Source organism: Algoriphagus aquimarinus (assembly GCF_007997215.1).
Taxonomy (GTDB): domain Bacteria; phylum Bacteroidota; class Bacteroidia; order Cytophagales; family Cyclobacteriaceae; genus Algoriphagus; species Algoriphagus aquimarinus_A.
Map to the genome: position 1 here is coordinate 262,251 of NZ_VORW01000002.1, position 21,552 is coordinate 283,802.

Annotated in this window: 20 protein-coding genes; 9 read left to right on the top strand and 11 right to left on the bottom strand. The window is 37.4% G+C overall.

Annotated elements, in window-relative coordinates:
• Positions 1-6: 6 nt before the first annotated feature.
• The 11 genes from ESV85_RS05710 to ESV85_RS05760 form a co-directional block, all read right to left on the bottom strand.
• Positions 7-972 (bottom strand): CBASS cGAMP synthase, encoded by a 966-nt coding sequence (locus ESV85_RS05710; protein ID WP_146915603.1) that lies wholly within the window; start codon positions 970-972, stop codon positions 7-9.
• On the bottom strand, positions 969-1,397 hold the full coding sequence (locus ESV85_RS05715; RefSeq protein WP_146915604.1) for a hypothetical protein: 429 nt from the start codon (positions 1,395-1,397) through the stop codon (positions 969-971). The genes ESV85_RS05710 and ESV85_RS05715 overlap by 4 nt, the downstream gene beginning before the upstream one ends.
• Positions 1,398-2,411 carry a CBASS cGAMP synthase gene (locus ESV85_RS05720; protein WP_146915606.1) on the bottom strand — a complete coding sequence of 338 codons (1,014 nt, stop codon included), beginning with the start codon at positions 2,409-2,411 and terminating at the stop codon, positions 1,398-1,400. It abuts the gene before it with no gap.
• Positions 2,412-2,414: 3 nt separating this feature from the next.
• Positions 2,415-3,428: a CBASS cGAMP-activated phospholipase gene (locus ESV85_RS05725; RefSeq protein ID WP_146915608.1), complete on the bottom strand. Its 1,014-nt coding sequence runs from the start codon at positions 3,426-3,428 to the stop codon at positions 2,415-2,417.
• Positions 3,421-3,672: a hypothetical protein gene (locus ESV85_RS05730; protein ID WP_146915610.1), complete on the bottom strand. Its 252-nt coding sequence runs from the start codon at positions 3,670-3,672 to the stop codon at positions 3,421-3,423. Before ESV85_RS05730 ends, ESV85_RS05725 begins: the two co-directional genes overlap by 8 nt.
• Before the next feature lie 9 nt (positions 3,673-3,681).
• Positions 3,682-4,986, bottom strand: a complete 1,305-nt coding sequence (locus tag ESV85_RS05735; protein ID WP_146915612.1) for a restriction endonuclease subunit S — start codon at positions 4,984-4,986, stop codon at positions 3,682-3,684.
• Positions 4,986-6,515 (bottom strand): type I restriction-modification system subunit M, encoded by a 1,530-nt coding sequence (locus tag ESV85_RS05740; protein ID WP_146915614.1) that lies wholly within the window; start codon positions 6,513-6,515, stop codon positions 4,986-4,988. The genes ESV85_RS05735 and ESV85_RS05740 overlap by 1 nt, the downstream gene beginning before the upstream one ends.
• 4 nt (positions 6,516-6,519) lie before the next feature.
• A complete protein-coding gene (locus ESV85_RS05745; RefSeq protein WP_146915615.1) occupies positions 6,520-6,747 on the bottom strand; it encodes a DUF2188 domain-containing protein in 228 nt (75 codons plus the stop codon).
• Positions 6,740-7,309, bottom strand: a complete 570-nt coding sequence (locus ESV85_RS05750) for a restriction endonuclease subunit S (protein ID WP_146915617.1) — start codon at positions 7,307-7,309, stop codon at positions 6,740-6,742. The genes ESV85_RS05745 and ESV85_RS05750 overlap by 8 nt, the downstream gene beginning before the upstream one ends.
• A 123-nt stretch (positions 7,310-7,432) precedes the next feature.
• On the bottom strand, positions 7,433-7,633 hold the full coding sequence (locus tag ESV85_RS05755; RefSeq protein WP_146915619.1) for a hypothetical protein: 201 nt from the start codon (positions 7,631-7,633) through the stop codon (positions 7,433-7,435).
• Between the two features lie 970 nt (positions 7,634-8,603).
• Positions 8,604-9,476, bottom strand: coding sequence for an exonuclease domain-containing protein (locus ESV85_RS05760; RefSeq protein ID WP_146915621.1), 873 nt, complete (start codon positions 9,474-9,476; stop codon positions 8,604-8,606).
• A gap of 177 nt (positions 9,477-9,653) precedes the next feature.
• Between ESV85_RS05760 and ESV85_RS05765 the strand changes: the two genes are divergently transcribed.
• The 9 genes from ESV85_RS05765 to ESV85_RS05795 all read left to right on the top strand — a co-directional run bounded on the left by ESV85_RS05765 (position 9,654) and on the right by ESV85_RS05795 (position 21,551).
• A complete protein-coding gene (locus ESV85_RS05765) occupies positions 9,654-11,990 on the top strand; it encodes a tellurite resistance TerB C-terminal domain-containing protein (protein WP_146915623.1) in 2,337 nt (778 codons plus the stop codon).
• 2 nt (positions 11,991-11,992) lie between these two features.
• Positions 11,993-13,300 (top strand): ATP-binding protein, encoded by a 1,308-nt coding sequence (locus tag ESV85_RS05770; protein WP_223275916.1) that lies wholly within the window; start codon positions 11,993-11,995, stop codon positions 13,298-13,300.
• Positions 13,301-13,311: 11 nt separating this feature from the next.
• Positions 13,312-15,438, top strand: coding sequence for a DEAD/DEAH box helicase (locus ESV85_RS05775; RefSeq protein WP_223275917.1), 2,127 nt, complete (start codon positions 13,312-13,314; stop codon positions 15,436-15,438).
• 1,198 nt (positions 15,439-16,636) lie between these two features.
• Positions 16,637-16,780, top strand: coding sequence for a hypothetical protein (locus ESV85_RS22200; RefSeq protein WP_191321942.1), 144 nt, complete (start codon positions 16,637-16,639; stop codon positions 16,778-16,780).
• A gap of 107 nt (positions 16,781-16,887) precedes the next feature.
• Positions 16,888-17,277 carry a hypothetical protein gene (locus ESV85_RS05780; RefSeq protein WP_146915629.1) on the top strand — a complete coding sequence of 130 codons (390 nt, stop codon included), beginning with the start codon at positions 16,888-16,890 and terminating at the stop codon, positions 17,275-17,277.
• 157 nt (positions 17,278-17,434) lie between these two features.
• Positions 17,435-19,405, top strand: coding sequence for a DUF2779 domain-containing protein (locus tag ESV85_RS05785; RefSeq protein ID WP_146915631.1), 1,971 nt, complete (start codon positions 17,435-17,437; stop codon positions 19,403-19,405).
• Complete coding sequence (locus ESV85_RS05790) at positions 19,392-20,393, top strand: helix-turn-helix transcriptional regulator (RefSeq protein WP_146915632.1); 1,002 nt, start codon at positions 19,392-19,394, stop codon at positions 20,391-20,393. The genes ESV85_RS05785 and ESV85_RS05790 overlap by 14 nt, the downstream gene beginning before the upstream one ends.
• A 105-nt stretch (positions 20,394-20,498) precedes the next feature.
• Positions 20,499-20,672, top strand: a complete 174-nt coding sequence (locus ESV85_RS22205; RefSeq protein WP_191321943.1) for a hypothetical protein — start codon at positions 20,499-20,501, stop codon at positions 20,670-20,672.
• 171 nt (positions 20,673-20,843) lie between these two features.
• Complete coding sequence (locus ESV85_RS05795; RefSeq protein ID WP_146915634.1) at positions 20,844-21,551, top strand: toll/interleukin-1 receptor domain-containing protein; 708 nt, start codon at positions 20,844-20,846, stop codon at positions 21,549-21,551.
• The last annotated feature ends 1 nt before the right edge of the window (position 21,552 follow it).

Below are 21,552 nucleotides of genomic sequence, written 5' to 3' on the forward strand. Positions count from 1 at the left end.
TGACTATTAAAACCTCTCACCAAATATACTTTTCCACTTTGCTTTGGCTTTTAATTTATTAGGAGCACTAACAGCATCTGCTGCCAATGAAACCATTTCACCAATTTCATCATAAAAGTCTTCCTTTTGGGATGAAGTAAGTCGATGCATTACGTCATCACCAGGAGCAACAGGCATAATTGCATTCCATGTCTTTTTTTTGTGTAAATATTCCATTATCGCAGATGAAGTGTTGAAAAATGCAACATCATCACGACTATTTTTTTCATAACTCTTGATTGCCCAGAGGGTCAAAGCAAGTCCACTAGGAAACTTCTTACCTGTCTTAGTTTTTGTGTGATCAGCCCAAGCTTTTAAATATCGAATAATTCGAATTAACTGAGGATTATTGGAAGTCTCTTTTTTAAACCATGCTATAAAAGCTTTGGGATCTGATTCCTCCCAATCATGTCCTCTGGCTCCAAAATATGTTTTATCTGAATTTTTGTCTTTGTAATAAATTGGTAGATCAATATGGAAGTCTCGAACATAGTTTAATCGTACGCAATTCATTTTATTAGAAACTCCTTTGCTAGTATGCCCAATGAGGGCATTTTTAATGTGATTTTGAATGGTTTCAACATATATTCCTGGGTCTTTCGGGAATAGCACTGCGAGATCTATATCACAAATTGTGCTTCTGTTTTCGATGATAGTCCCCATTTTATAAGACCCCTGTATATAGAAACTGGGAATAGGAAGGCTTGTGTATTTTTTTAAATAGCAACTAACTTTTGAACGAATCGTATTATGTGCACGTCTGAGCTTTGCTGCTTTATCTGGATGAATGGTTATAGCTTGATTGAACTTTTTAAAGAAGTCATCACAATTGGAATGATCTGTAATCTCGAATTTTTCATCAGATTTAAATACCTCCTTACCAACAACGTAGGTAATTCCTAGAACTATAAGTCTTATTAACCATGGATTCATTTCTTATCACTTTTTTTATGTCGAACTTCAGGGTGTAGCCATTTACCCGTAAACTGATAGAGTTCGTAAAAGACAAACCATTCATGAGTCCAAGGGATAATTGTATCAAACAAATGATGAGTAGCATCCCAAACAAGGTCTGTCTTATGATATAGACATAAACTATTATCTTGAGGATAGATATGTATATCGTCATTGTATGTAATGACAGGATCAGTTACCGTAATCTTTGGCTTACATAAAGGAGCATATTTAATTCTGTAGGAATAAGTAATTGATTCTTCAGTAGGCTGATACTTTCCATAACAGTAAAGCATACCATTATTAATCTTACATTTTAGAAAGTCGTAGTGCTTTTCAATGAGCTTTTTCTCAACATTGGCAATGACAATTGGATTTGGACGATATTTTTTATGGTAAGCCATTTATCCTCCGTAATTCCTGTGAGGTTTATGTTCAACCCCTGTCGATTCTTGTATGTTACCATCTCTATCTGTTTTCGCACTTTTGCTCAAAATAGTCGCAGCAATTGCCGCTAAAGAATTGGCTTGTTTGTCAGCATCTTTATCCTCTCCATTAGGAAAGTATGATCCCAAATGTCTTTGCCAAAGGTTACTAGCTTTCAATTGATTTTTTTCTTCATCAATTGCCGTATCTGCATCTTTTATAAATGAATCTATTTGTTCAAAAAAGTAATCCTTGTCACCATTATAGTTTTCGAGAAGGTCGTCTTTTGGGGTGGTTGGCATAATACATGACCAAGATGATTTTAAACTACTTCTAATTTCTTTAATCGTATCCCTCAAAGAAATGTCATCTCTATCATTGTATTTAATGTTGTTGCTTGCAAGAACCGTCATTGTTAGCCCATTCGGCATTTTTTCATCTCTGTTATCGCACCATGCTTTTAAGGATCTAACAGTTCGAACAAGCTGACCTTTTGAGTCCTTTTTATCATTAAACCAATCCTTAAACTCTTTTGGGTCACTTTTAGACCATCCTGTGTTTTTTATAGCTAGGTGAGGGTTTTCTGCATCATTAGACTCGCTTTCTTTGTAATAAACTGGTAGGTCAATATGATAGTCGCCTTTGTAAATAACTCTTACACATTTTGCTCTGTGTAGTGGGTTTTCAGAAGTAGCGTCTTCCACTGCATCCCAAATCCAATTCTGCATTGTAGTGGCAGTTTCGTTAGGTTTGGGAAAGAAGTAAACTCCATTATCTAGGTCACAGGTGTCATCTTTCGTTCGGATCATTGTACCCATATAATAGGAGCCTTGGCCACGAAACTTGGGTTTGTAGTCGGGGTGTTTTTCCTTAAAATGATTTCTAATCTTGTCCTGTAACTTTTCCCGGGATGTCATGATGTTAGACTTCTTAGTAGAAGTTATATTCAGGTTGTTATTAAAGGTTTGGAAAAGATTGTGGCAGTTTGACATAGCTTATTGGGTTAAATATGTTTTTTTCGTTTTGAAGAATTGCATGACTTTGGCATTATTGGAAGCTGTGTATCCATCTTGATTGCCAAGTGATTTCAATGTGGTCAATACATTTAGATCTGCTCTATCCATAGCCAAAACCTTCATTTGATCTGAAGATAGTTTTGGTGATTCGATCCTAACATATCGAGATTTGGTGTCAAAATGATGGATAGCAGTGTCAAGGAAAAAGTGGGTAAAAAATGCCTGACCATCCATAGAGGTTTGAATCAATTTTTCCCTCCAGCCAATAAAGGATCTTTTTTTTCTCACACCTGAAGTCCAGCCGCTGGACTGAGAAATACTGGCAATAGAAAGGATTTCCACATGTGAATACTCCTTACCTTCACCAACGAAATACTTAATGGCTTCTAAAAGGCCACATAATGACGGGTTATTGGCCCAAACACCACCATCAATAAATAATGTGTCATCAATGCTATGGATTGGAAAATAAGTGGGAGCAGCAGACGTTGCCAATGCAGCATCCACTAGTTTGATGTTTTTATCCATAAAAAAGTCTCCTTCCTTGTGGGGGAACTTAAATGTTCGAGGCATTCCAGAAGTGAGATTAAAGCTCGGTATCAGCACGAGGTTCTGTAATTGTCCTAGTGTTGTCTCACCGAAAGTGCTTTCAAGAATTTTTTTTAGGTTTTTATTACCGAATTTCCCCCAAAAAAAAGTTTGAGTGGCGACCTGAATTATCTTACGTTGAATCCATCTGAGCTGTCGATTCTCAGCAGTAGGGAAGATTCCCTTCCCATTTTTAAGATAGAGTTCCACTAAATCATTTGCACTCATTTCATTGGCTAAACCCAATGCAATCAATCCTCCTGTAGATGTACCGCAAATCATATCGAAGCAATCACCGGATTTAACTCCTGCTTTTTCTTCTAGCCTAGCCAAAATAGAGGCACTGTAAAGGCCTTTTATACCTCCACCATCAATCGATAATATTTTAAAGGGCTTATTATGCATTAATTATTCTATTCATCAGTCGTTCAATTTCCATTTCATTAGCAATTGGGCTTTGGATGGACCAGATATCAATAGAAGAATTTATCTTTAGAAGATCTGAATCATTTGCATCATAAATTTCCTTAGTTAAATCAGAAAGCTTATTGCTCGATTGTGTTGCCTCGTTGAAGTTTCGGGCTTTGTTGCATTTAATAGCATGGATTACCGCTACTTTCCTCGTTAGTGTATATTTAGTCAAAGTCATTTTTTTAAATTAATTTATCTTGACCCTTAACTCCCCCGTCAACAACTTTTGCATTAAGCCTTTCTTTTGCTCTTTAAGTGCTGCTATTTGTTTCTTCAGTAATTCAATTTCTCTATCTGACTCAGAAAGTACCGCTACAATTCTTTTCTGCTCTGCTAATGAAGGAACTGGAATTTTTAGCTTTGCAAATTCTCCTTGACCCAAGGTTTTGTTTCGCCCTGCTCCACCGGGAGAGGCTAAGCCTAAAAGGTGCTTTCCTCTGGCTGTTTTGAAGTAATATAAAAGGTAGTCCAAATCAAGAACTCCTTTCTTAGGCTTATACATAGGGAAGCGGTGCGAAGCAATCATGCCCACCTCTGCTTCTGTGGTTTTTGCAACGGCATGTTCCCATGCAAATACGATGTTGACAACAAAGCAATCTGGCTGAATCCAGAAAACTGACTTGTTACCCAAGCTAGCTCCGGTTATTTCTTCTTTGTGAAATATGCCCTTGCAGTGCGAACGAATGCCAATTTCCCTGTAAACCGTTTCCGGCTCAGGGGTAATTGATTTTTTTACTCTTTGGGTAATATCTGATATGTGCTTAAGTTGCCAGTCTTCTGGCAGTTCACCAATGGGTGTTTTTATTGAAGAACTACTATTTATGAATTCCAGAAAGCGTTTTTTGCCTGATAGTATTTTTTGTTCTAAACCATTTTTTCGGCTTAAGCTCTCAATTAGTAATTGACTTTGTGTTGAAATGGCTTTGTCCCATTTACTGAGAATTTCAGCTATTTTTTGTTGTTCAGGAAGGGGTGGTAACGCAATATTTAATAAATTCAAATCACGGCTATAAATTGCCGCCACACTGGTTGTGCCAGTTGCAAATCCACGGAGCTGTGAAACCGCGTAATGCGAATTCATAGCATAGTTCATGAAATAATTAGAATAAACTTGAGTTTGATCAAACTCTAAACGCAACAAATTTGAGTTATACAAAGCTTGAGGTAGTTCTGATTTCCAGATTGCCACTTTGCCTACCAAATCCAATGTGTTTCGTGTATTGAGAAGCAAATCCGCTTCATTCAATATATCTTTTTCATCATATCTACTATCAGAAGGTATGTATTGTAAATGTTGTACACTTACCTTTCCACGAAGAATGTTCCCCATTTTTATTAATGGTAAACCAGTATTGTTTCCAGAGTTTTCGTAGTTACCTCCAAGCCTTGTTGTTATCAATATTTCAGATAAATGAAATGTTTTCCAATTAATTGGAATGATTCCTACTTTGGTTTTTTGATAACCAGTTGGTATTTCATTTTCAATGCTCATCAAAACCCCAGTTCTTTTAAGTAATCATTCATTTGTTGCTCAACTGCCACTAATTCCTTTTTTAATTCGGCGATATTGATTTGAGTAGCAGGAATATCCACTTCTTCATCCTCCTCAAAAGTGTCCACATATCGAGGGATATTCAGGTTGAATTCATTTTCTTCCACTTCTTGAATAGAAGCTCTATAAGCATATTTTTCCTCTATAACTTTTCCTTCCACACTAGTCAAGGGAGTCTCTTCCTGAAATGCCCTATACGTATTTACAATATTGTCAATATCAGAATCACGCAGTCGGTTTTGGTTAGTGCCTGATTCGAAACCTTGGCTGGCATCTATAAAGAGCACATCCTTGTTGTTCCCTTTAGCACGATTAAATATCAAAATGGCAGCTGGAATACCTGTACCGAAGAAGAGGTTAGCAGGCAGGCCGATCACTGTTTCTAAAAGGTTTTCTTCAATCAATTGCTGCCTGATTTTACCTTCACTGCTTCCTCTAAATAGCACACCATGAGGTAGGATTACACCTACACGACCGGTATCGTGGTAAGTAGATTCGATCATGTGAGAGATAAAAGCGTAATCACCTTTGCTTTTGGGTGGTATGCCTCTGTGGAATCGGGTAAACTGGTCAGATAATGCATTGTCTGCTCCCCATTTATCCAATGAAAATGGTGGATTTGCCCCAACTATGTTTCCTTTGAGTAGGCTGTCATTTTCCAGTAGTTTAGGGTTGTTGAGTGTGTCGCCCCATTCTATAGTTGCATCATCAATCTCATGTAGGAACATATTCATACGAGCCAAAGCCCAGGTACTGCCGTTGATTTCCTGACCATAAAGTGAGAAGTTCTTACTACCTACTTGTTTGGATAGTTTGATCAGCAAAGAACCCGAACCGCATGTAGGGTCTATGATCCTGTCACCGGGCTGAGGGTTAAGTAACTTGGCTAAGAGTTTAGATACCTGAGCTGGCGTATAAAATTCTCCCGCTTTCTTGCCAGCATCACTGGCAAATTTTTCAATCAAGTATTCATAAGCGTCACCGATTACATCATTATCCTCCAAATGGGAGGGTTGCAAGTCTAAAGCGGAGAAGTCAACCAACAGGTTTTTGAGTCTTCTGTTTCGGTCTTTGGTTTGTCCGAGATTGGATTCGGAGTTGAAATCTATGTTTCTGAACACTCGCTCCAACTTACTGCGGTTGGCATCTTCCATGCTTTCCAAAGCGGTATTAATCAGCTCGCCTACATTGGCTGCATTGCGGTGCTCAAAGAGGTAATCAAACATGCAGGTTTCAGGTACTTGAAAACGCTCGTTTCTCAATGCTCTTTCCACTCGTACCTCATCGGCATTGTATTTCTCAGCATAGAAATCCTTTTTATCCTTCCATACATCAGATACATACTTTACGAATAGCATGGTCAGGATATAATCCTTGTATTGTGAGGGATCAATAACACCTCTAAAGGTGTCACATGCCTTCCATACTATGTTGTTGATTTCGTTTTGCGTAATCGGTTTTTTACTCATGCTATTAGCCTTTTGGTGGAAATGGATCACTCCCGTGTGAATCTTTTCTTTGGATTTTACCATCTTTTCCGTGGATAAATAGTTCAGAACCTTCTTTCTTAGCCAGGTCCCTACTATATTTTTCCGCCTCCTTTTTATTGTCAAAATGTTTTGAAGCTCTTTCTGCTCCTGATTTTTTAAAGTCCCAACCTCCATCGGAATTAGGAACTACATGTCTTGATTTCTTACTCATAATGTTGGTGAATAATGTTTTTTATGACTGCCTGATATACTTTTTGCTTTTCGGCAATGATTGTTTGTGATAGTTCCATGTCTTTATAATGTAGCCGTTTAATGGCAATGGCTTTTTGCTGTAGTTCCAATGATGGAAGTACAAATGAAAACGCTTCCAGTTCAGATTTCCGAATGGAAGGTATGGAGCTGCCTGCTCCTAAAGTAAGAAAGTATGCCTGTGTTTGAGGCATATTAAACAAGGTGGTGAGAAAATCAGGGATCACTCTAGTTTGATCTACTTTGATCACAAAAAAGATAGAGGAGGCAATCGCAGGACCAAAATCTTTGTGATAAGTCCATGCGAAGTTCCTCATTCCTTTTCCCACCAAGATGATATCTCCATCTTCTAATAGATGGGATTCATTCTTTTGATCGATTTGAGCGAAAGTGTCTATCTGTTCCGACTGATTCCCCAAATCATCAAAATGCTTTGCCTGTAGGTAGACAGCATTTCCCTCTTCTGTAGGTTTGGTGTATAAACCAAATTGTAATTGGGTAATATCGCCTAGTTTTACCTTCATCGATTCTTGTAGTGCTTTTCAAATTTCAATAAAGGTAACGGATTTAGTAATATAAACAAGTTAAAAATATTGTAGAGTTTTTCAAAAAATAGAAAGAGTTGATTTAATTAACTCTTTCTAACATCAGGTAGTGTGGCAAGCATTGCAACAATAAAAGCATCCATTGCTTTTATTGTAGATTTTTTTTGCTGCTGCCACCGCAGGTACACAGCTGGAGTGCCAGCCTAAATCCCGATAATTACTTGGAAAATAAGAGCATCCTGGCTGATGAACCTCATGGTCACCATTTGCCTGAGCGACATTGTTTACTACAAAATTCGGCATTGTTCTGTGGTTTTAGTGAGATATAAATATGCTGCAATATGTTTAAAATGTGGTGTTTATAATATTGTAATAGTCTGTTTTGACGAAAATTGTCGGAGAAATAGAGGCGCGATGTTAAGGACTTTAGGCTTGAGTGCCGCTGATAGGTTTCTAGCCAGGTGGATTTTTCTTATGCCGAATTACTTTCAATTTTCTTTTCTCAATCTTTTCCCATGATTTGAGTTGTTTGTCCTTAAAGGAATATTTCAAATAGGTTTTAAAGAATACATTGAGATTTTTTAGTATTGGATTTATCACAAATGATAAAGATGAAATACCTACTCCCCATACGAGGTTAGATATTATTTCTATAACTGTTTGCTTTCCCATGTCTAGATTATTTGCCTGAAAATTGAATCAATCTTGTGGATAAGATTAGGACAGGAATTTTTCAAGTCAGAGGACAATGGAAAACAGCTCTTTCTATGCTCTCAACGCAGTTTTTGATAAGACTTCAAAGGAATGGATTCCCTTGGTTCCAGAAAAGACAAATCTGAGGCTTCATTTTTTCGGATAAAAAAGTATGAATTTTCTTTGGAGTTTGGACAAAAGTAGACGGGGGAGTTGGATGAATTTGGACGCGAAATTTAAGTTCAATCCCTTCGCGTTCAGAAATGATGCTGGTTAATTGCTTTTCTAAAATGACGAGTGACAATAGATTTTGGTTAAAGTTGTTAGTGACGGGAATTAAATGACTTTCAAATGTGATAGGACAGATGGCCTCCATAAATTTTGTGTTGAATTTTAAAAATTGTAAATTATATGATGTGTAAAGAAGCATAAAGTCTGACCCTGAAACCTTACAATGTCTTAGCTTCAAATAAAGCCACTTAAACGGCAGCTTATATCCCGTTAATAAAATTCTCCATAAAATCCATAGTCTTACCTTTCATACGTTCGGCGGTGGTCTTACATTCTTTTCAGTCCGCAGTTATGCTTTTGAAATTGCTAGAAAATCTTCCTCGGTGAGGATTCGGATTCCCTGATCTGCCTCAGCTAATTTTTCAGCTCTTCGATGTTTAGAACTTTTTTCATACCCAGCTAACCGGTAAGAATCTTGCCATCCCACCACTAACAACGTTGTTTCTTTGGTGATCCCATCTTGCACTCGGCAACCTAATTCAGATGCTAATTGAGCACAAACGGATCTAGGTTGGCTTAAAGTACCTGTAAATACAACTGATTCTCCATGCAACAAGCCTTCAGGGTTTCCTTCCAATTTATAACTAACGACTTTTCTTGAAGGGGAATAGAAAGGATTTTTAGAATGTAAGATTCTCACTTCCCATTCGGGAAGTGAAATTGCAGAGTGAAGTACCGCTCCATTTATTACTTTTCCTGTAGCGATAGCGTCTTGAAGCGCATTATGCGCTATGTACTCAATGCCCAAATGTTTTGTTATTTTCCCAAGTGCATATCCACTTTGAGCAAACTCGCTCCAAGATCTTCTCACTAATCTGGCAGAGTCCATCCATCTTGGTTTCCAAATTTCCGTACCATATCTTTCGCACGCTCTATTAATGGCGTTCTTATCGAATGGCATATGATGAAACAATCGACAACCTTCAACTTTCCTGGCAATATCGTTGGACAAATCTTTAAATAGAGGTTTACCTATAACTTGTTCAAATGTAATTCCATGTAATCTGCTTAAATATGGATCAAAGTATTGATCAGGATTCACTATAGATTCCCATGTAGAGATTAATTCAGTCCCCTGATACTCTGCTAGCCCAATTTGGCAAATGCTGGAATTGTCCAGATTGGCAGTTTCTACATCAATGACAAAAAAGTGATCCTCCATAGTTTTGATTTTTTTCCATTTTAGTGAAATTTAAAGACACCTAAATACCCTGCATAGGGTATTTTTGGTATTGAGAATATTCTTTTATTAGCAGGATATTAAAATTTTATGGGATATCATGATCTTAAGTATGCGCTGGTCTAAGTATTTAAACATAGTTTAATCCCATTATTTCAAATGAAGGTTATTATTAATACACTGATTTTTTTACTGATTCTCTTTTTCAATACCAGGGCGGTTGCGTCTGAAATCTATGAAGTCACCAGTGACGTATTTGTCAGATCAGGAATAGGGACAAGTAATGAGCCGATAGGTATAGCAAAGTCCGGTGATCACGTTAAAGTTTTGGATAAGTCAAATACTAACTGGTATAAAATTGAATTTGAAGAAAAGTTCGGATACATTTCAAGCAAATTTGTCAGGTTTGTAGAGCCTGTAACTCCTGATCCTGTTGAAGAAATACCTGTGATAAAAGAGAAAGAGTCTTATCCCTTTGCAGGAGTATTGATTATTTTTTTTGCTCTCTTTCTTATTGTGGAAATCACCAGAAGGATGCGAAAAAACCGAATCCAAAAAAGTATTAAAAATTTCCAAAACTCCTATCCAGAATTCAGTATTGATAAAGAGAGAAAGGTTGAAGTAAGTAAAAATACACTATTAAGAACTCTTTCTCCTTCTTTGAGGGAGTTGATTAATAATCAGGTGATTAATGGCTTGGATTCTGGAGATGACTCTATCATTGACGTTACAAGTGAAAGCCCTTCTCTGCTGCCAAAAAATGAAAAGCGAGGTTTCATGCAGGTTCCTACTTGGAACCATAAATATATTTATTCAAAATCCGATTTAAACTCCGCAACTTCTGAGCAAAAGATATTCTACCATCATTTTAAACAAAATTTTTTAAATGGTACTTCTCTGGATCTCTTAGGCAATACCAATTACGCCTTTGTATTACTTTTTGATTTATTGGATGATTACAGAAATCATCAAAACTTCAACTTGCTTGATTCTCAAATCAATAGCTTGGGCAATAACTACTATAAGACCAGATCCTACGGTATTCGGTTTCTAAAGGACATAAAAAAAGAATTAGGAATTATTCCTGGAGATATTGGGAGGAGCGCAAATCAGACAATTGAAATAAAACCCAGCGATGAAGTTTATTATGGCTCTGAACCTGACTATATCTATTGGAAGGTTGGGAGCAAGTACAAAGAAAAACTTGGGCTAAATGAAGAAGAAGTAAAGCTTCTCAACAAGCTGTGGGAATCAACCACTAATTTCTGTGGAATAGAATTCTGTTATTTTCAGGTGATACGACTTTACTTAGACGCTCTAGAAGCTTTCGCCGAACAATGTGAAAATTCCGGGTCCAGTTTGGAAGATGAATTTCTAATCGTATCCGACCTGATTGCAAGGAAGATTTTTAGATATCGAAAGGGAAGCGCAAATTATAAGATGAGTCTAAAAAACACCTCTGATGAATTTTATACCACACTTTTTAAACTATGTGAGAATGCTGTGAGGGAGCATTACGGTCACAAGAGAAAGTTAAGTACAGATATCCGTTTTTCTGATCCCTTGATCAGTGAGCAATTTGAGATCAAAATATCAGTTCCGTTTTCGAGCGTGATTGGTGAGCTTATTTTGAAGATTACTGAACCGGATGAGGCAACCCAAAAAGAACTCAATGCACTCAATACCAGTAGATGGAAAGATAAGTTCCAAAGCATTTGCGATAATTTTTCAGGTGATGAGAAGAAGTTTGTAGAAGATATAAAGAGACTAGGTGACCTCAATGCGAAGAATCCTTCGATTGAAAATATATTCTTTGAAGCATCAAAATTCATAGCATCTAAACACAAAGAATCATCCCTGATCCTATATATTCATTACCTACATTACGATCTCCAATCTGCCAAATTTGATAATAAAAGGCTCACGAAAACCATACAGAAAAACCTTTTTAAGTCTCAGGAACAGGTCGAGCAGTTCGAGGTCATTGTTAATGATTTTTTGAAGTATCAGAACTTGGATAAAGCTATCTCGGCTGGCTCCGAGCTTTATGCAGTTAAAAGGAAAAGGATTAAGTTGGATATAAATTCAATTGAAGAGGTTAGGCAACAGCATGCGGGTACTGTGGAGTTGCTCAATGAGTTTTTAAATGATGAGGAAGAAGATGGCGAGAAGAAAGAAAATGATATGAATTCTTTTAAAGAAGAAATAGAAATCCACATCACCTCAGTGAAAGAAGTATCTGAATCCCCGTTCTTGGACGAAATTGAATTTAAACCAATACATTATTCAGCTTTGGAATTATTCTCAAAGAATAATTTTTCAATCCCGGTTAGTGAGATTGAATCTTTTGCCAAAGCAAACGGAGTCTTTAGGAACCAACTCATTGAGAGTATCAATGAGGCATGCTTTGAAGTGCTCGATGATGTTTTAATTGAGGAGGAAGAAGATTTTTATACCATCGAAGCGATGTATTTTCAGACTATTACGAACAAATAACTATGAACATTAAACCAAAAGAAGCCACCTCTATTATCAATTCACTCATCGGTGGAGTGGTGCCCAAAATAGGTGTCCAGCATATTACGGTAGGTAGATCTTCTGAGATCAATGCCATGGTCACTGCATTGGAAGAAGTGACAAATGGACACAGCATGGTCAAATTCTGGATTGGAGACTTTGGATCAGGTAAGTCCTTTATGCTGCATCTTTTGAATACAGTTGCCTTGAAACAAAAATTTGTCGTAGCCAATGCTGATTTTACTCCCGACAATAGGTTGTACTCAAATGACGGTAAGGGAGTAGCCTTGTATGCGGCTATTATGGATAACATCGCAATCCAGACCAAGCCTGAAGGAGGCGCACTGCCTACACTTCTGGAAAAATGGATTGAGCAGATCATTAACAAGACAGCAGAAGACAATACTATTCTTTTAACCGAGATAAGGGATGAAAAGTATTTGGGGCTGATTCAAAACAACATCTTGAAAACCATTAATGAGATCACTGAAGTGGGTGGATTTGATTTTGGAACTGTGGTGATGAAATATTATGAGGGATATATTAAAGATGAGGAGAGTCTGAGAAGAAATGCTCTCAAATGGTTAAAAGGAGAATATAAGACCAAGACGGAAGCTCGTCAGGATTTAGGAGTTCGTGAGGTGATCAACGACCTGAATTATTATGACATGTTGAAGAACTTTTGCAAGCTCTTTGTCAGCATGGGGTACAGTGGGTTTATGATCAATCTGGATGAGGCGATCAATCTCTATAAGATTTCTACCTCTACAATGAGAGAAAAAAACTACGAGAAAATCCTTAGTATCTACAACGACTGCTTTCAGGGAAAAGTAGGAAACCTTTTTATCAATTTTGCCGGAACAAAAGAAGTCTTGGAAAATCCGAGAAGAGGTTTTTTTAGTTATGATGCGCTTAAAACTAGGCTGTCAACCAATAAATTTGAAACTGCTGAGATCAGGGATTTTGCGCAACCAGTGATTAAGCTTCTTCCTTTGGATCACAATGAAATATTTGTGTTGCTGAAAAAACTGAAGGATATTTTCGATTTCAATTATAAGACTCAGATTGATATTTCTGATGATGAAATCCAGCATTTTATGGAAGAATTGTTCAATAAGCCTGGTGCATCGGAGTTCCTTACGCCTCGTGAGGTCATTCGGGATTTCTTAAACATCCTCAATATCATTCGTCAAAATCCAGATGTGGATAAAAGCATTCTGTTTGGTGAAATAGAAGTATCCGACGAAAGGCCCGATGAATCGGGGCTTGAAGGCATAGAGGAGTTGTAATGAGTTATCAAATGCTCTCAGAACCTATTCGAAGGTTTATCAGGGATAAGGGATGGGAAAGTCTTCGACCAATCCAAAATGCTGCGATCACGAAGATCATGGGCACGGAAGATAATTACATCCTGGTCTCTAGAACAGCCTCAGGAAAGACAGAGGCAGCTTTTCTCCCGATTCTCTCTAAGGTTAATTTTATGGATAAGGGAGTCCAGGTGCTTTACATTTCTCCACTTATAGCTTTGATCAATGATCAGTTCACCAGGGTGGAAGACCTCTGCAAATATCTTGATGTAAAAGTCACCAAATGGCACGGAGAAGCTAACAGAACAATCAAAGAAAAACTGGTTAAAGACCCTAGTGGTATTATACTAATCACTCCTGAATCTTTGGAAGCCATGTTTGTCAATCGTCCTTATCAGGTAAAGGCACTTTTTTCTGATCTTAGATATGTGGTAATTGATGAGATCCATTCTTTTATAGGAACCGATAGAGGCGTACAGCTCCAGTCAATTCTATCAAGGCTCCAGCTAGTGAACAATTCTAGATTTTCAATAGTAGGCCTGTCTGCCACTATGAGTGAAGTGAATAATTTTCTGGAAGTTAAATCCTTCACAGGAGAAGTGAATCATACTAAAATTCTGATTGATAGAACCCCCAAAGAGATAAATGCTGTTTTCCGTTTTTTTAAAGCCGAGGGGGAAGAGCTGCCTCTTGAGTTATTGAAGGATTTATATCGGGAAACCAAAGAGTCAAAAGTGTTGATTTTCCCTAATAGCAGAGGTAGGGCAGAGGAGGTTGCCGTGAAATTAAAAAAGATCTCTGATCGTGTCCAAGGCCACCCGAACTACTTCTCTCACCATTCCTCTGTGGATAGACAGGTTAGGGAGTATGTGGAATACTTTGCAAAAAATAATAAGCAACAGAATTTTTGCATTTCATGTACCTCTACGCTGGAATTAGGAATTGACATCGGTTCTGTGGATGAGGTGGTGCAGATTGATTCCACTCATAGCATTGCATCTCTGATCCAGCGGGTAGGGAGAAGCGGTAGGAAAGATGACCATCAAAGCAATTTGTATCTGTATGCTACTGATAGATGGAGTTTACTTCAATCTATAGCTTGCTGGTTATTATACAAAGAGGGGTTTATAGAACCTCCTAAAATAACGGAGAAACCTTTCGATATTTTGCTTCACCAGGCGCTTTCCATTACCAAAGGATATTCAGGACTACCTATCTCAGAATTAATTGATCAACTCACTAAAAACTCCACCTTTACAGCTATTCATCAGAGTGAGATCATAGAGATCGTTGATCATTTGATCGAGATTGATTTATTGGAAAAACTTAGGCAAGAGGTAATTATTGGAGTAGAGGGTGAAAAGGTTGTTAACAGCAGGAGTTTTTACAGCATGTTTCAATCTGAGGATAATTTCAAGGTGGTCAATGCAGGCAACAATATCGGTGAGGTGCCCTATTCACCACAGTTGGTGGAAAATGAAAACATTCTACTTGCAGCCCGTATCTGGAAAATCAAATTTGTGGATGATCAGGCAAAGCGTGTAGAAGTTATACCTGCAAACGATGGCAAAAAGCCGATTTTTTTTGGCGGTGCTGGTGCCATACATCCAAAAGTCCGAGAGAAAATGTTTGAGATACTTTATTCTACCGAACCCTATGATTTTCTGGATGAGTCAAGCTCTATTGAATTATACATACTCAGGAAGGACTTCTCTGTCTTTAATATAATTGATCAAAGCTCGCAGAGACCCTTGAAAGTATCAGAAAAAAAGCTTGAGTTATTCACCTTTACAGGGAGTCGGATTAACAGAACAATTCAGTTCTTATTTGATATGGCTGGAATTACAACCATTTTGGATGAACAGAAAAGTGTTCTGCAAATTAAGGTTTCCGACGAAGAGTTTCAGTCACGCTGGGGTAGTTGGAAGGATTCACAAGTTGAGCTGGATCTAAAGATTCAGCAAAAAATTGAATCCAATCCCAGTATTATGAGCTTTTCCAAGTGGGCGGTATACTTGCCAATTTCGTATCAAACAAGGATTCTGAAGCAGAAGTACTTTGATTTCGATTCAGCAGAAAAATTACTAGATCAAATGAAACTGGTTAGGAATAGGATATAGCCTACCTATAGGCCTTAATGCGTTTTTGATAATAGGGAAAATGTCCAGTTTTTTAACTAAAAAACTGGACATTTTGGAGGTTAGAAATGTTACTTAACTTGTTGAAGGTAAATTGTTTATGGGTTTGTGATGGCTTTGGTACCTCGGTATTAATTCTGGATAAGGTGCAATAGGCTTTTTAACAGTGGTTTTACTTTGAAAATTTGACTGAGTTCCTTGCTAGAGGTTCTTGTGTTTTTTGTAAGTGTTTTATTTGTTGACATGTACTGTCGCAATTAGATTTTTCATCGTAGGTTTTCAATCCATCAATGGCTAGAATTGAAAAGCAGTAGGATAACTTATTCTGATGCTGCCACTAGTATTGACCAGCTGGGGCATAAATCCAGCGTTGTATTTATTAGAAACTTAAACAAAATCAACATGGCTGTTAAGCACACACCAACAAAGGAAGTTCATCAAGGACACAAGGGAGGAAAAACCGGATGTGGTTTCGATACCACGGTACAATCTGATCATTGGGTAAATTCCAATGAGAGGATAACCTGTGCAAAAAACGGGTGTAAGTAGGAATATTCTCTTTTGTGAGACTCTTTGAATTGAAAAATACCCTGTACAGTGTATTTTTTTGTGTCCAAAATTCTTTTTATTGCATATGTCTTTTAGTTATTGAAAACGAAGATCCCAAGAAGTGATGGATTTCGTGAACGACCAACCTACTTCTTACCCTTCACATCTATCTGGAGCAGAGCCGATCACACTCTCACTTCGGAGCCTGTCCCAAGAATCGGTAAGAGGGCAGGGGGTGAGGTAAAAACCAACTATTATGAACCCTTTCGGGCCTAAATCCGGGAAACCAAGTAATCCTGAATCTGATAGTGAAATGATAGCAGAGTTGATCGCCTTTTCCTAAAGGAGGAGGATGGGATGAGGTAGGAAAGCCAATTGCAATTTGTCAAGAATATTGGGGTGGAACTACAAATCCCACCCATTCAAAATAACGATTTGACTACACCTAGGCGGGGATTAGCAATTTGATTAGTATAAAGCTGTAGAGAATAAGGGCTTATTGACTAGTTAATGGGATTTGTTTTATCATTGTTAAATATCCCGACACTTTCTGTCCAAAGTCTTGTAAATTAGGAGGTTCTATCATTTTTTAGCTTAGATTCACTACATGTTTAATCAAAACCACACAAACATGGAAACTAGAAATGGAATCAAACCAGGGCCAAAGAGAATTGCAGATTCAACTGGAAAACCCGATAGGCGGCAACGGGATAATAAGGATACTCCTGGAAATACACCGTCCCTTAAGCCACATAAGCATAAGCCTGGAAAGTAAATTATGAGATGACTGGTGAAAAATACCCTGTACAGGGTATTTTTTTTGGGTTTTAAAAACACTTTCTTACCTACCAGTTATTTCGAGTCCCACAAACCCAGCTAACCTTGAAGAAGAAACTTCTTTATTCTTTCCTTTTCACAGCCTTCTTCCTGCTAGCAACCCAGCTTCAGGCGCAGACCGTCTTCATCACGAAAACAGGAGCGAAGTATCATAGAGAATCTTGCCGCTATTCCAAAACAGGCTGGGCAGCTACGCTATCAGAAGCCAAAAAGCGAGGCCTGACCGCCTGCTTGGTATGCAAACCTTCCAGTACAGAAACAAGTGAAGCCAAACCTCTTCCTTTATCCTCAGGGTCAAGTAAAACAGAACCAAGCAAGGAAACGAAGCCAGCTCAGTCAACATCCTCCCAGTGTAAAGCCACTACCAAAGCCGGTTCCAGATGCTCAAGAAAATCTGCTGCTGGAAGTAGTTATTGTTGGCAGCATGATGGGTAGAAAAGGTTGGACCAATTACCATTTGGTAAGGATACCTGTGTGGAATTACAAATCCCACCCTGTGACCATGAACTATCTAACTACGACGAGAGAGAGAATATGCCAATTTAACAGGACTTTACATACTTAGGATATTGGAACACTAAACAAATAGAAAATGAGAGTTCTCACTAAATCACGTTTTAAACTTGGCCTTGAATGTCCGAATAAACTTTTCTACACAAGAAAAGATGAATACCCAAATAGCAAATCAAGTGACCCGTTTTTACAAGCATTAGCTCAAGGAGGGTTTCAAGTCGAGGAATTAGCTAGGATGCATTATCCCGATGGTATTTTGATTGAAGGGAATGACTGGGACTATAATCTTCTTTGGGATCAGACTCAAGAATTATTAAAACAAGAGAACGTAGTCATATTTGAAGCGGCTTTCCTTTTTGATGGGCTTTTTGTCCGAACAGATATTTTAGTAAAGCAAGGAGACGAGATTGAATTAATTGAGGTGAAATCGAAGTCATTTGATCCTACAAATGATTTTATGTTTGTTGGTAGAAAAGGAGGGATTGTCGCTGCCTGGAAGCCATATCTCTTTGATATAGCTTTTCAGAAGTATGTTATGCAGGCTTGTTTTCAAGATTTGAAAATAAGGTCATATTTGTTAATGGCGGATAAATCAAAACAAGCAAGTATTGATGGGTTGAATCAGCTTTTTAGAATAAGTAAAAAAGTTGAAGGGAGAACAGGTATTATTAAGAAAGTCACTTCTTTGGAAGAAACTGGGGACTCGGTTTTGGGAAGAAAGGAAGTGACTGATATTGTTAATGATATTGAGGCCAACAAATTTATGTATCATAATAACCTCACCTTTCAGGACTCTATCAAGCATTTTAAAGAGAAATATGAAAAGGATGAATACTTTGGATGGCCTACCTCATATGGAGCATGTAAAGAATGTGAATTCACCTGTTCCATAGAAGAACTGAATCAGGGCAAAAAATCAGGATTCAGGGAATGCTTTACTAAACAGCATCAATGGGCCGACATTGATTTTGAAAAACCAAACACCTTTGATATTTATAGTTTTCGAAAAGGATCTAATTTATTTGATAATAGGATCATTTTTAAAAGTGATTTGAATGAAGAAATAATTGGTTTAAAAGAAGAAGCTGATAAGCTTAGTACTTCCCATAGGCAATGGCTTCAAATAGAAAAGGAAATAAAAAATGACCTTTCAATTTATGTTGATAAAGAAGGCTTGAAACAGGAAATGGATTCCTGGACCTTTCCGCTTCATTTCATCGACTTTGAAACGAGTACAGTTGCATTGCCATTTTATAAGGGGATGACTCCCTATGAACAAGTTGCATTTCAATATTCTCATCATATTTATTATGAAGATGGAATTATTGAACATGCTACAGAATACATTAATAATCAAGCAGGAGTATTTCCAAATTTAGAATTTATCTGGAGCTTAAAAAATAGTCTAGAAATAGATAGAGGTACAATTTTTAGGTATTCTCATCATGAAAATACAATCCTCAATGCAATCTATTTTCAATTACTGAACTCAAATGAAGTTGATAAAAATGAGTTAATGGCTTTCATTCAAGATGTTTCACATTCGAAAAGTGATAGTGTTGTTAAATGGGCAGGAGGTAGGGATATGGTGGATTTATGCGAGGTAGAAAAGAACTTTTATTTTAATCCCTTGACCAAAGGTTCCAATTCCATAAAGGCTGTTCTACCAGCATCATTGGCTTCAAGTCTATTTCTAAAGGAAAAGTATTCCCAACCCATTGGAAAAATTAATGTTTCCAGTAAAAATTTTCAGGAAAGTCATATTTGGCTCCAAAGTGAGGAGGGAAAAGTGACTAATCCCTATAAAATGTTACCACCCTTGTTTGATAACTGGACCCAAGAACAATTGGAAACCACCTTATCTGAAATGGAAGGGTTGAGTGATGGGGGAGCAGCTTTAACAGCTTATGGAAAACTCCAATATACCGATATGGAGCAGGCTGAAATTGATGAGCTAACTACTGCATTGCTGAAATATTGTGAATTGGATACTTTAGCGATGGTCATGATTTATGAACATTTTAGAGAACTAGCATATGGCGATTTTTAAACACCCCTTTGGAAGGTACCAAATTATTGATCGCGAATTATGCCGGAAAGACTGGGTTAAAACCAGTGAATTGGTCAAAATTATTAGGGTTGAGCTTTCAATTGATGTATCTAACAAAACAATTAATAACGATATTAATGCAATGAGATATGATTCCTTGTTGGGTTACTTTGCTCCAATAGAGGAAGACAAAAGAAATAAGGCATACTTTTATTCAGATAAAAATTATACCATTAAAGCCTTTGGACTTAAGGATGGAGACATTAATGCTCTGAAATTTTTTGCAAATACTTTAAACCAGTACAAAGAATATGAGGTATTTAAAGACTTTTCAAATGCGATTGAAAAGGTTCTTGATGCTGTCAAGATTAGAGGTGGGTTAAATAATTTTGAACAAGCAAAAAATGTTGTCCAAACTGAACAAACCCCCAAACTGAGTGGTAGTGAACTTATTCCACTTATCGTTCAATCTTTGAATGAAGGTAGAAAAATCCAATTTGAGTATAAAAAATTTGATGAATTCGAAGCTAAGGTAGTTCAACTCGAACCACATTTATTAAAAGAAGATAGACATAGATGGTATGTTTTGGGAAGGTTAGAAAAATATAATGATCCAACTACGACTTATGCCTTGGATAGAATGATTTCTGTTCAGTTGCTAGAAGAGAAATTTAATCCCGTGAATTTTGATTTTGAAGAATACTACAGGTATTCATTTGGTATTACAGTTACAAACATGCCACACGTAGAGGTTATTTTGTCTTTTACTGCAACCCAGGGAAAATATTTGAAAACATTAAAAATTCACCCAACACAAACGGAAATTATAGACAACGATAATGAATATCGAATTTCTATTAAAGTTAAGCCTTCTTGGGAGTTTTATGAGAAAATTTTAGGGTATGGAAATACTGTGAAAATCATCTCTCCTGATCTTGTGGTTGAAGAGTTTAAAGAGAGACTTCGTTTGATGAATGAACAGTACTGAAAAAACTAATATTTTTTTAAAATTTTTTTGACCGCGAAACTCAATTGCGTGATGCCACTTTTTCTTTGTAGCGTAATAAAATATCAAACGCTAAATTTTAAAAAGATGGCAACCAACAAACCATATGGCGATAACGCAAGAAAAGGGGCTATAAGAGAAAGGTCTCAAACTTACAATCCTAAAACCGAGCAATGGGTCAAGAGAGATTCAGAAACGGGAAAATTTATGGATGTAAAAAAGGATGGCAATCCGTTCAAAGGGGTGACAAAGGAGAAATGAGTATAAGTTAAATTGATGGTTAAACAGTCCACACCAAGAAGGTGGGCGGCAAAATAATCAAGGTGCCTGGACATAGAAGATCCACACCTAATTAAAGCCTTATTGGCTTCGGGCCGATCTATGGTCGGCTCTTTTAAAATGTTTATCACCTTACCTTATAATTATCTAATTATGTCTAGATGTACAGCACCAGTTCATGGTCATCGCTCAGCAAGTGCCAGGGCCAACTGCCCAGCATGCGGGGGAAGAGGAAGTTTTCGTAGTTCCTATTCATACCCATCTTATTCCTCGTATTCTTCTTCTTCATATAGTTCAGGAAGTCGAAGTTCTACCAGTGGGGCAAGTAAAACTAGAGTACGGTGGGCCTCACCTGGCTCTACGATCCTTTATACACCTGCAGAGATACGCACGCTTACTCCAGTGAGGGAAAATGTAGAGAAAAGGGCAGATTTGCCAGATCTTCGAGATGTTTTTCTTTGTCATGCTTGGGATGACAGGAAAGATGCCGCAAAAGATTTACATGATTTATTAGAGTCAAAGGGGGTTTCAGTTTGGTTTAGCGAAAAGGATGTTTTATTAGGATCATCATTACTCCGTGAGATTGACAAAGGATTGGCTAAGTCTCGTGTAGGAATAGTATTGGTCACTCCTTCTTTTCTCAAACGCATAAAAGGAGAAGGTATCGCTGATAAAGAACTTTCAGCTCTTCTTGCTAGGGATTTATTGGTTCCAGTAATTCATGATACCACTTTTGAAGCATTAAGAGATGTGAGTCCTCTTCTTGGTTCAAGAAGTGGTTTAAGTACTATCGAAGATTCAATGGGGAATATTGCAGCCAAATTGGCAGAATTAATTACTCCTGAGCCCATATTTAACTAGC

Excerpts from the sequence above, each read along its gene's own strand:
- ESV85_RS05715 (WP_146915604.1), bottom strand. The coding sequence starts at position 1,397 with ATGGCTTACCATAAAAAATATCGTCCAAATCCAATTGTCATTGCCAAT.
- ESV85_RS05790 (WP_146915632.1), top strand. The coding sequence starts at position 19,392 with ATGGCGATTTTTAAACACCCCTTTGGAAGGTACCAAATTATTGATCGC.
- ESV85_RS05735 (WP_146915612.1), bottom strand. The coding sequence starts at position 4,986 with ATGAGCATTGAAAATGAAATACCAACTGGTTATCAAAAAACCAAAGTA.
- ESV85_RS05745 (WP_146915615.1), bottom strand. The coding sequence starts at position 6,747 with ATGAGTAAGAAATCAAGACATGTAGTTCCTAATTCCGATGGAGGTTGG.
- ESV85_RS05755 (WP_146915619.1), bottom strand. The coding sequence starts at position 7,633 with ATGCCGAATTTTGTAGTAAACAATGTCGCTCAGGCAAATGGTGACCAT.
- ESV85_RS05785 (WP_146915631.1), top strand. The coding sequence starts at position 17,435 with ATGAGAGTTCTCACTAAATCACGTTTTAAACTTGGCCTTGAATGTCCG.
- ESV85_RS22200 (WP_191321942.1), top strand. The coding sequence starts at position 16,637 with ATGGAAACTAGAAATGGAATCAAACCAGGGCCAAAGAGAATTGCAGAT.
- ESV85_RS05770 (WP_223275916.1), top strand. The coding sequence starts at position 11,993 with ATGAACATTAAACCAAAAGAAGCCACCTCTATTATCAATTCACTCATC.
- ESV85_RS05725 (WP_146915608.1), bottom strand. The coding sequence starts at position 3,428 with ATGCATAATAAGCCCTTTAAAATATTATCGATTGATGGTGGAGGTATA.
- ESV85_RS05760 (WP_146915621.1), bottom strand. The coding sequence starts at position 9,476 with ATGGAGGATCACTTTTTTGTCATTGATGTAGAAACTGCCAATCTGGAC.
- ESV85_RS05740 (WP_146915614.1), bottom strand. The coding sequence starts at position 6,515 with ATGAGTAAAAAACCGATTACGCAAAACGAAATCAACAACATAGTATGG.
- ESV85_RS05765 (WP_146915623.1), top strand. The coding sequence starts at position 9,654 with ATGAAGGTTATTATTAATACACTGATTTTTTTACTGATTCTCTTTTTC.
- ESV85_RS05720 (WP_146915606.1), bottom strand. The coding sequence starts at position 2,411 with ATGTCAAACTGCCACAATCTTTTCCAAACCTTTAATAACAACCTGAAT.
- ESV85_RS05795 (WP_146915634.1), top strand. The coding sequence starts at position 20,844 with ATGTCTAGATGTACAGCACCAGTTCATGGTCATCGCTCAGCAAGTGCC.
- ESV85_RS05750 (WP_146915617.1), bottom strand. The coding sequence starts at position 7,309 with ATGAAGGTAAAACTAGGCGATATTACCCAATTACAATTTGGTTTATAC.
- ESV85_RS05775 (WP_223275917.1), top strand. The coding sequence starts at position 13,312 with ATGCTCTCAGAACCTATTCGAAGGTTTATCAGGGATAAGGGATGGGAA.
- ESV85_RS22205 (WP_191321943.1), top strand. The coding sequence starts at position 20,499 with ATGGCAACCAACAAACCATATGGCGATAACGCAAGAAAAGGGGCTATA.
- ESV85_RS05730 (WP_146915610.1), bottom strand. The coding sequence starts at position 3,672 with ATGACTTTGACTAAATATACACTAACGAGGAAAGTAGCGGTAATCCAT.
- ESV85_RS05710 (WP_146915603.1), bottom strand. The coding sequence starts at position 972 with ATGAATCCATGGTTAATAAGACTTATAGTTCTAGGAATTACCTACGTT.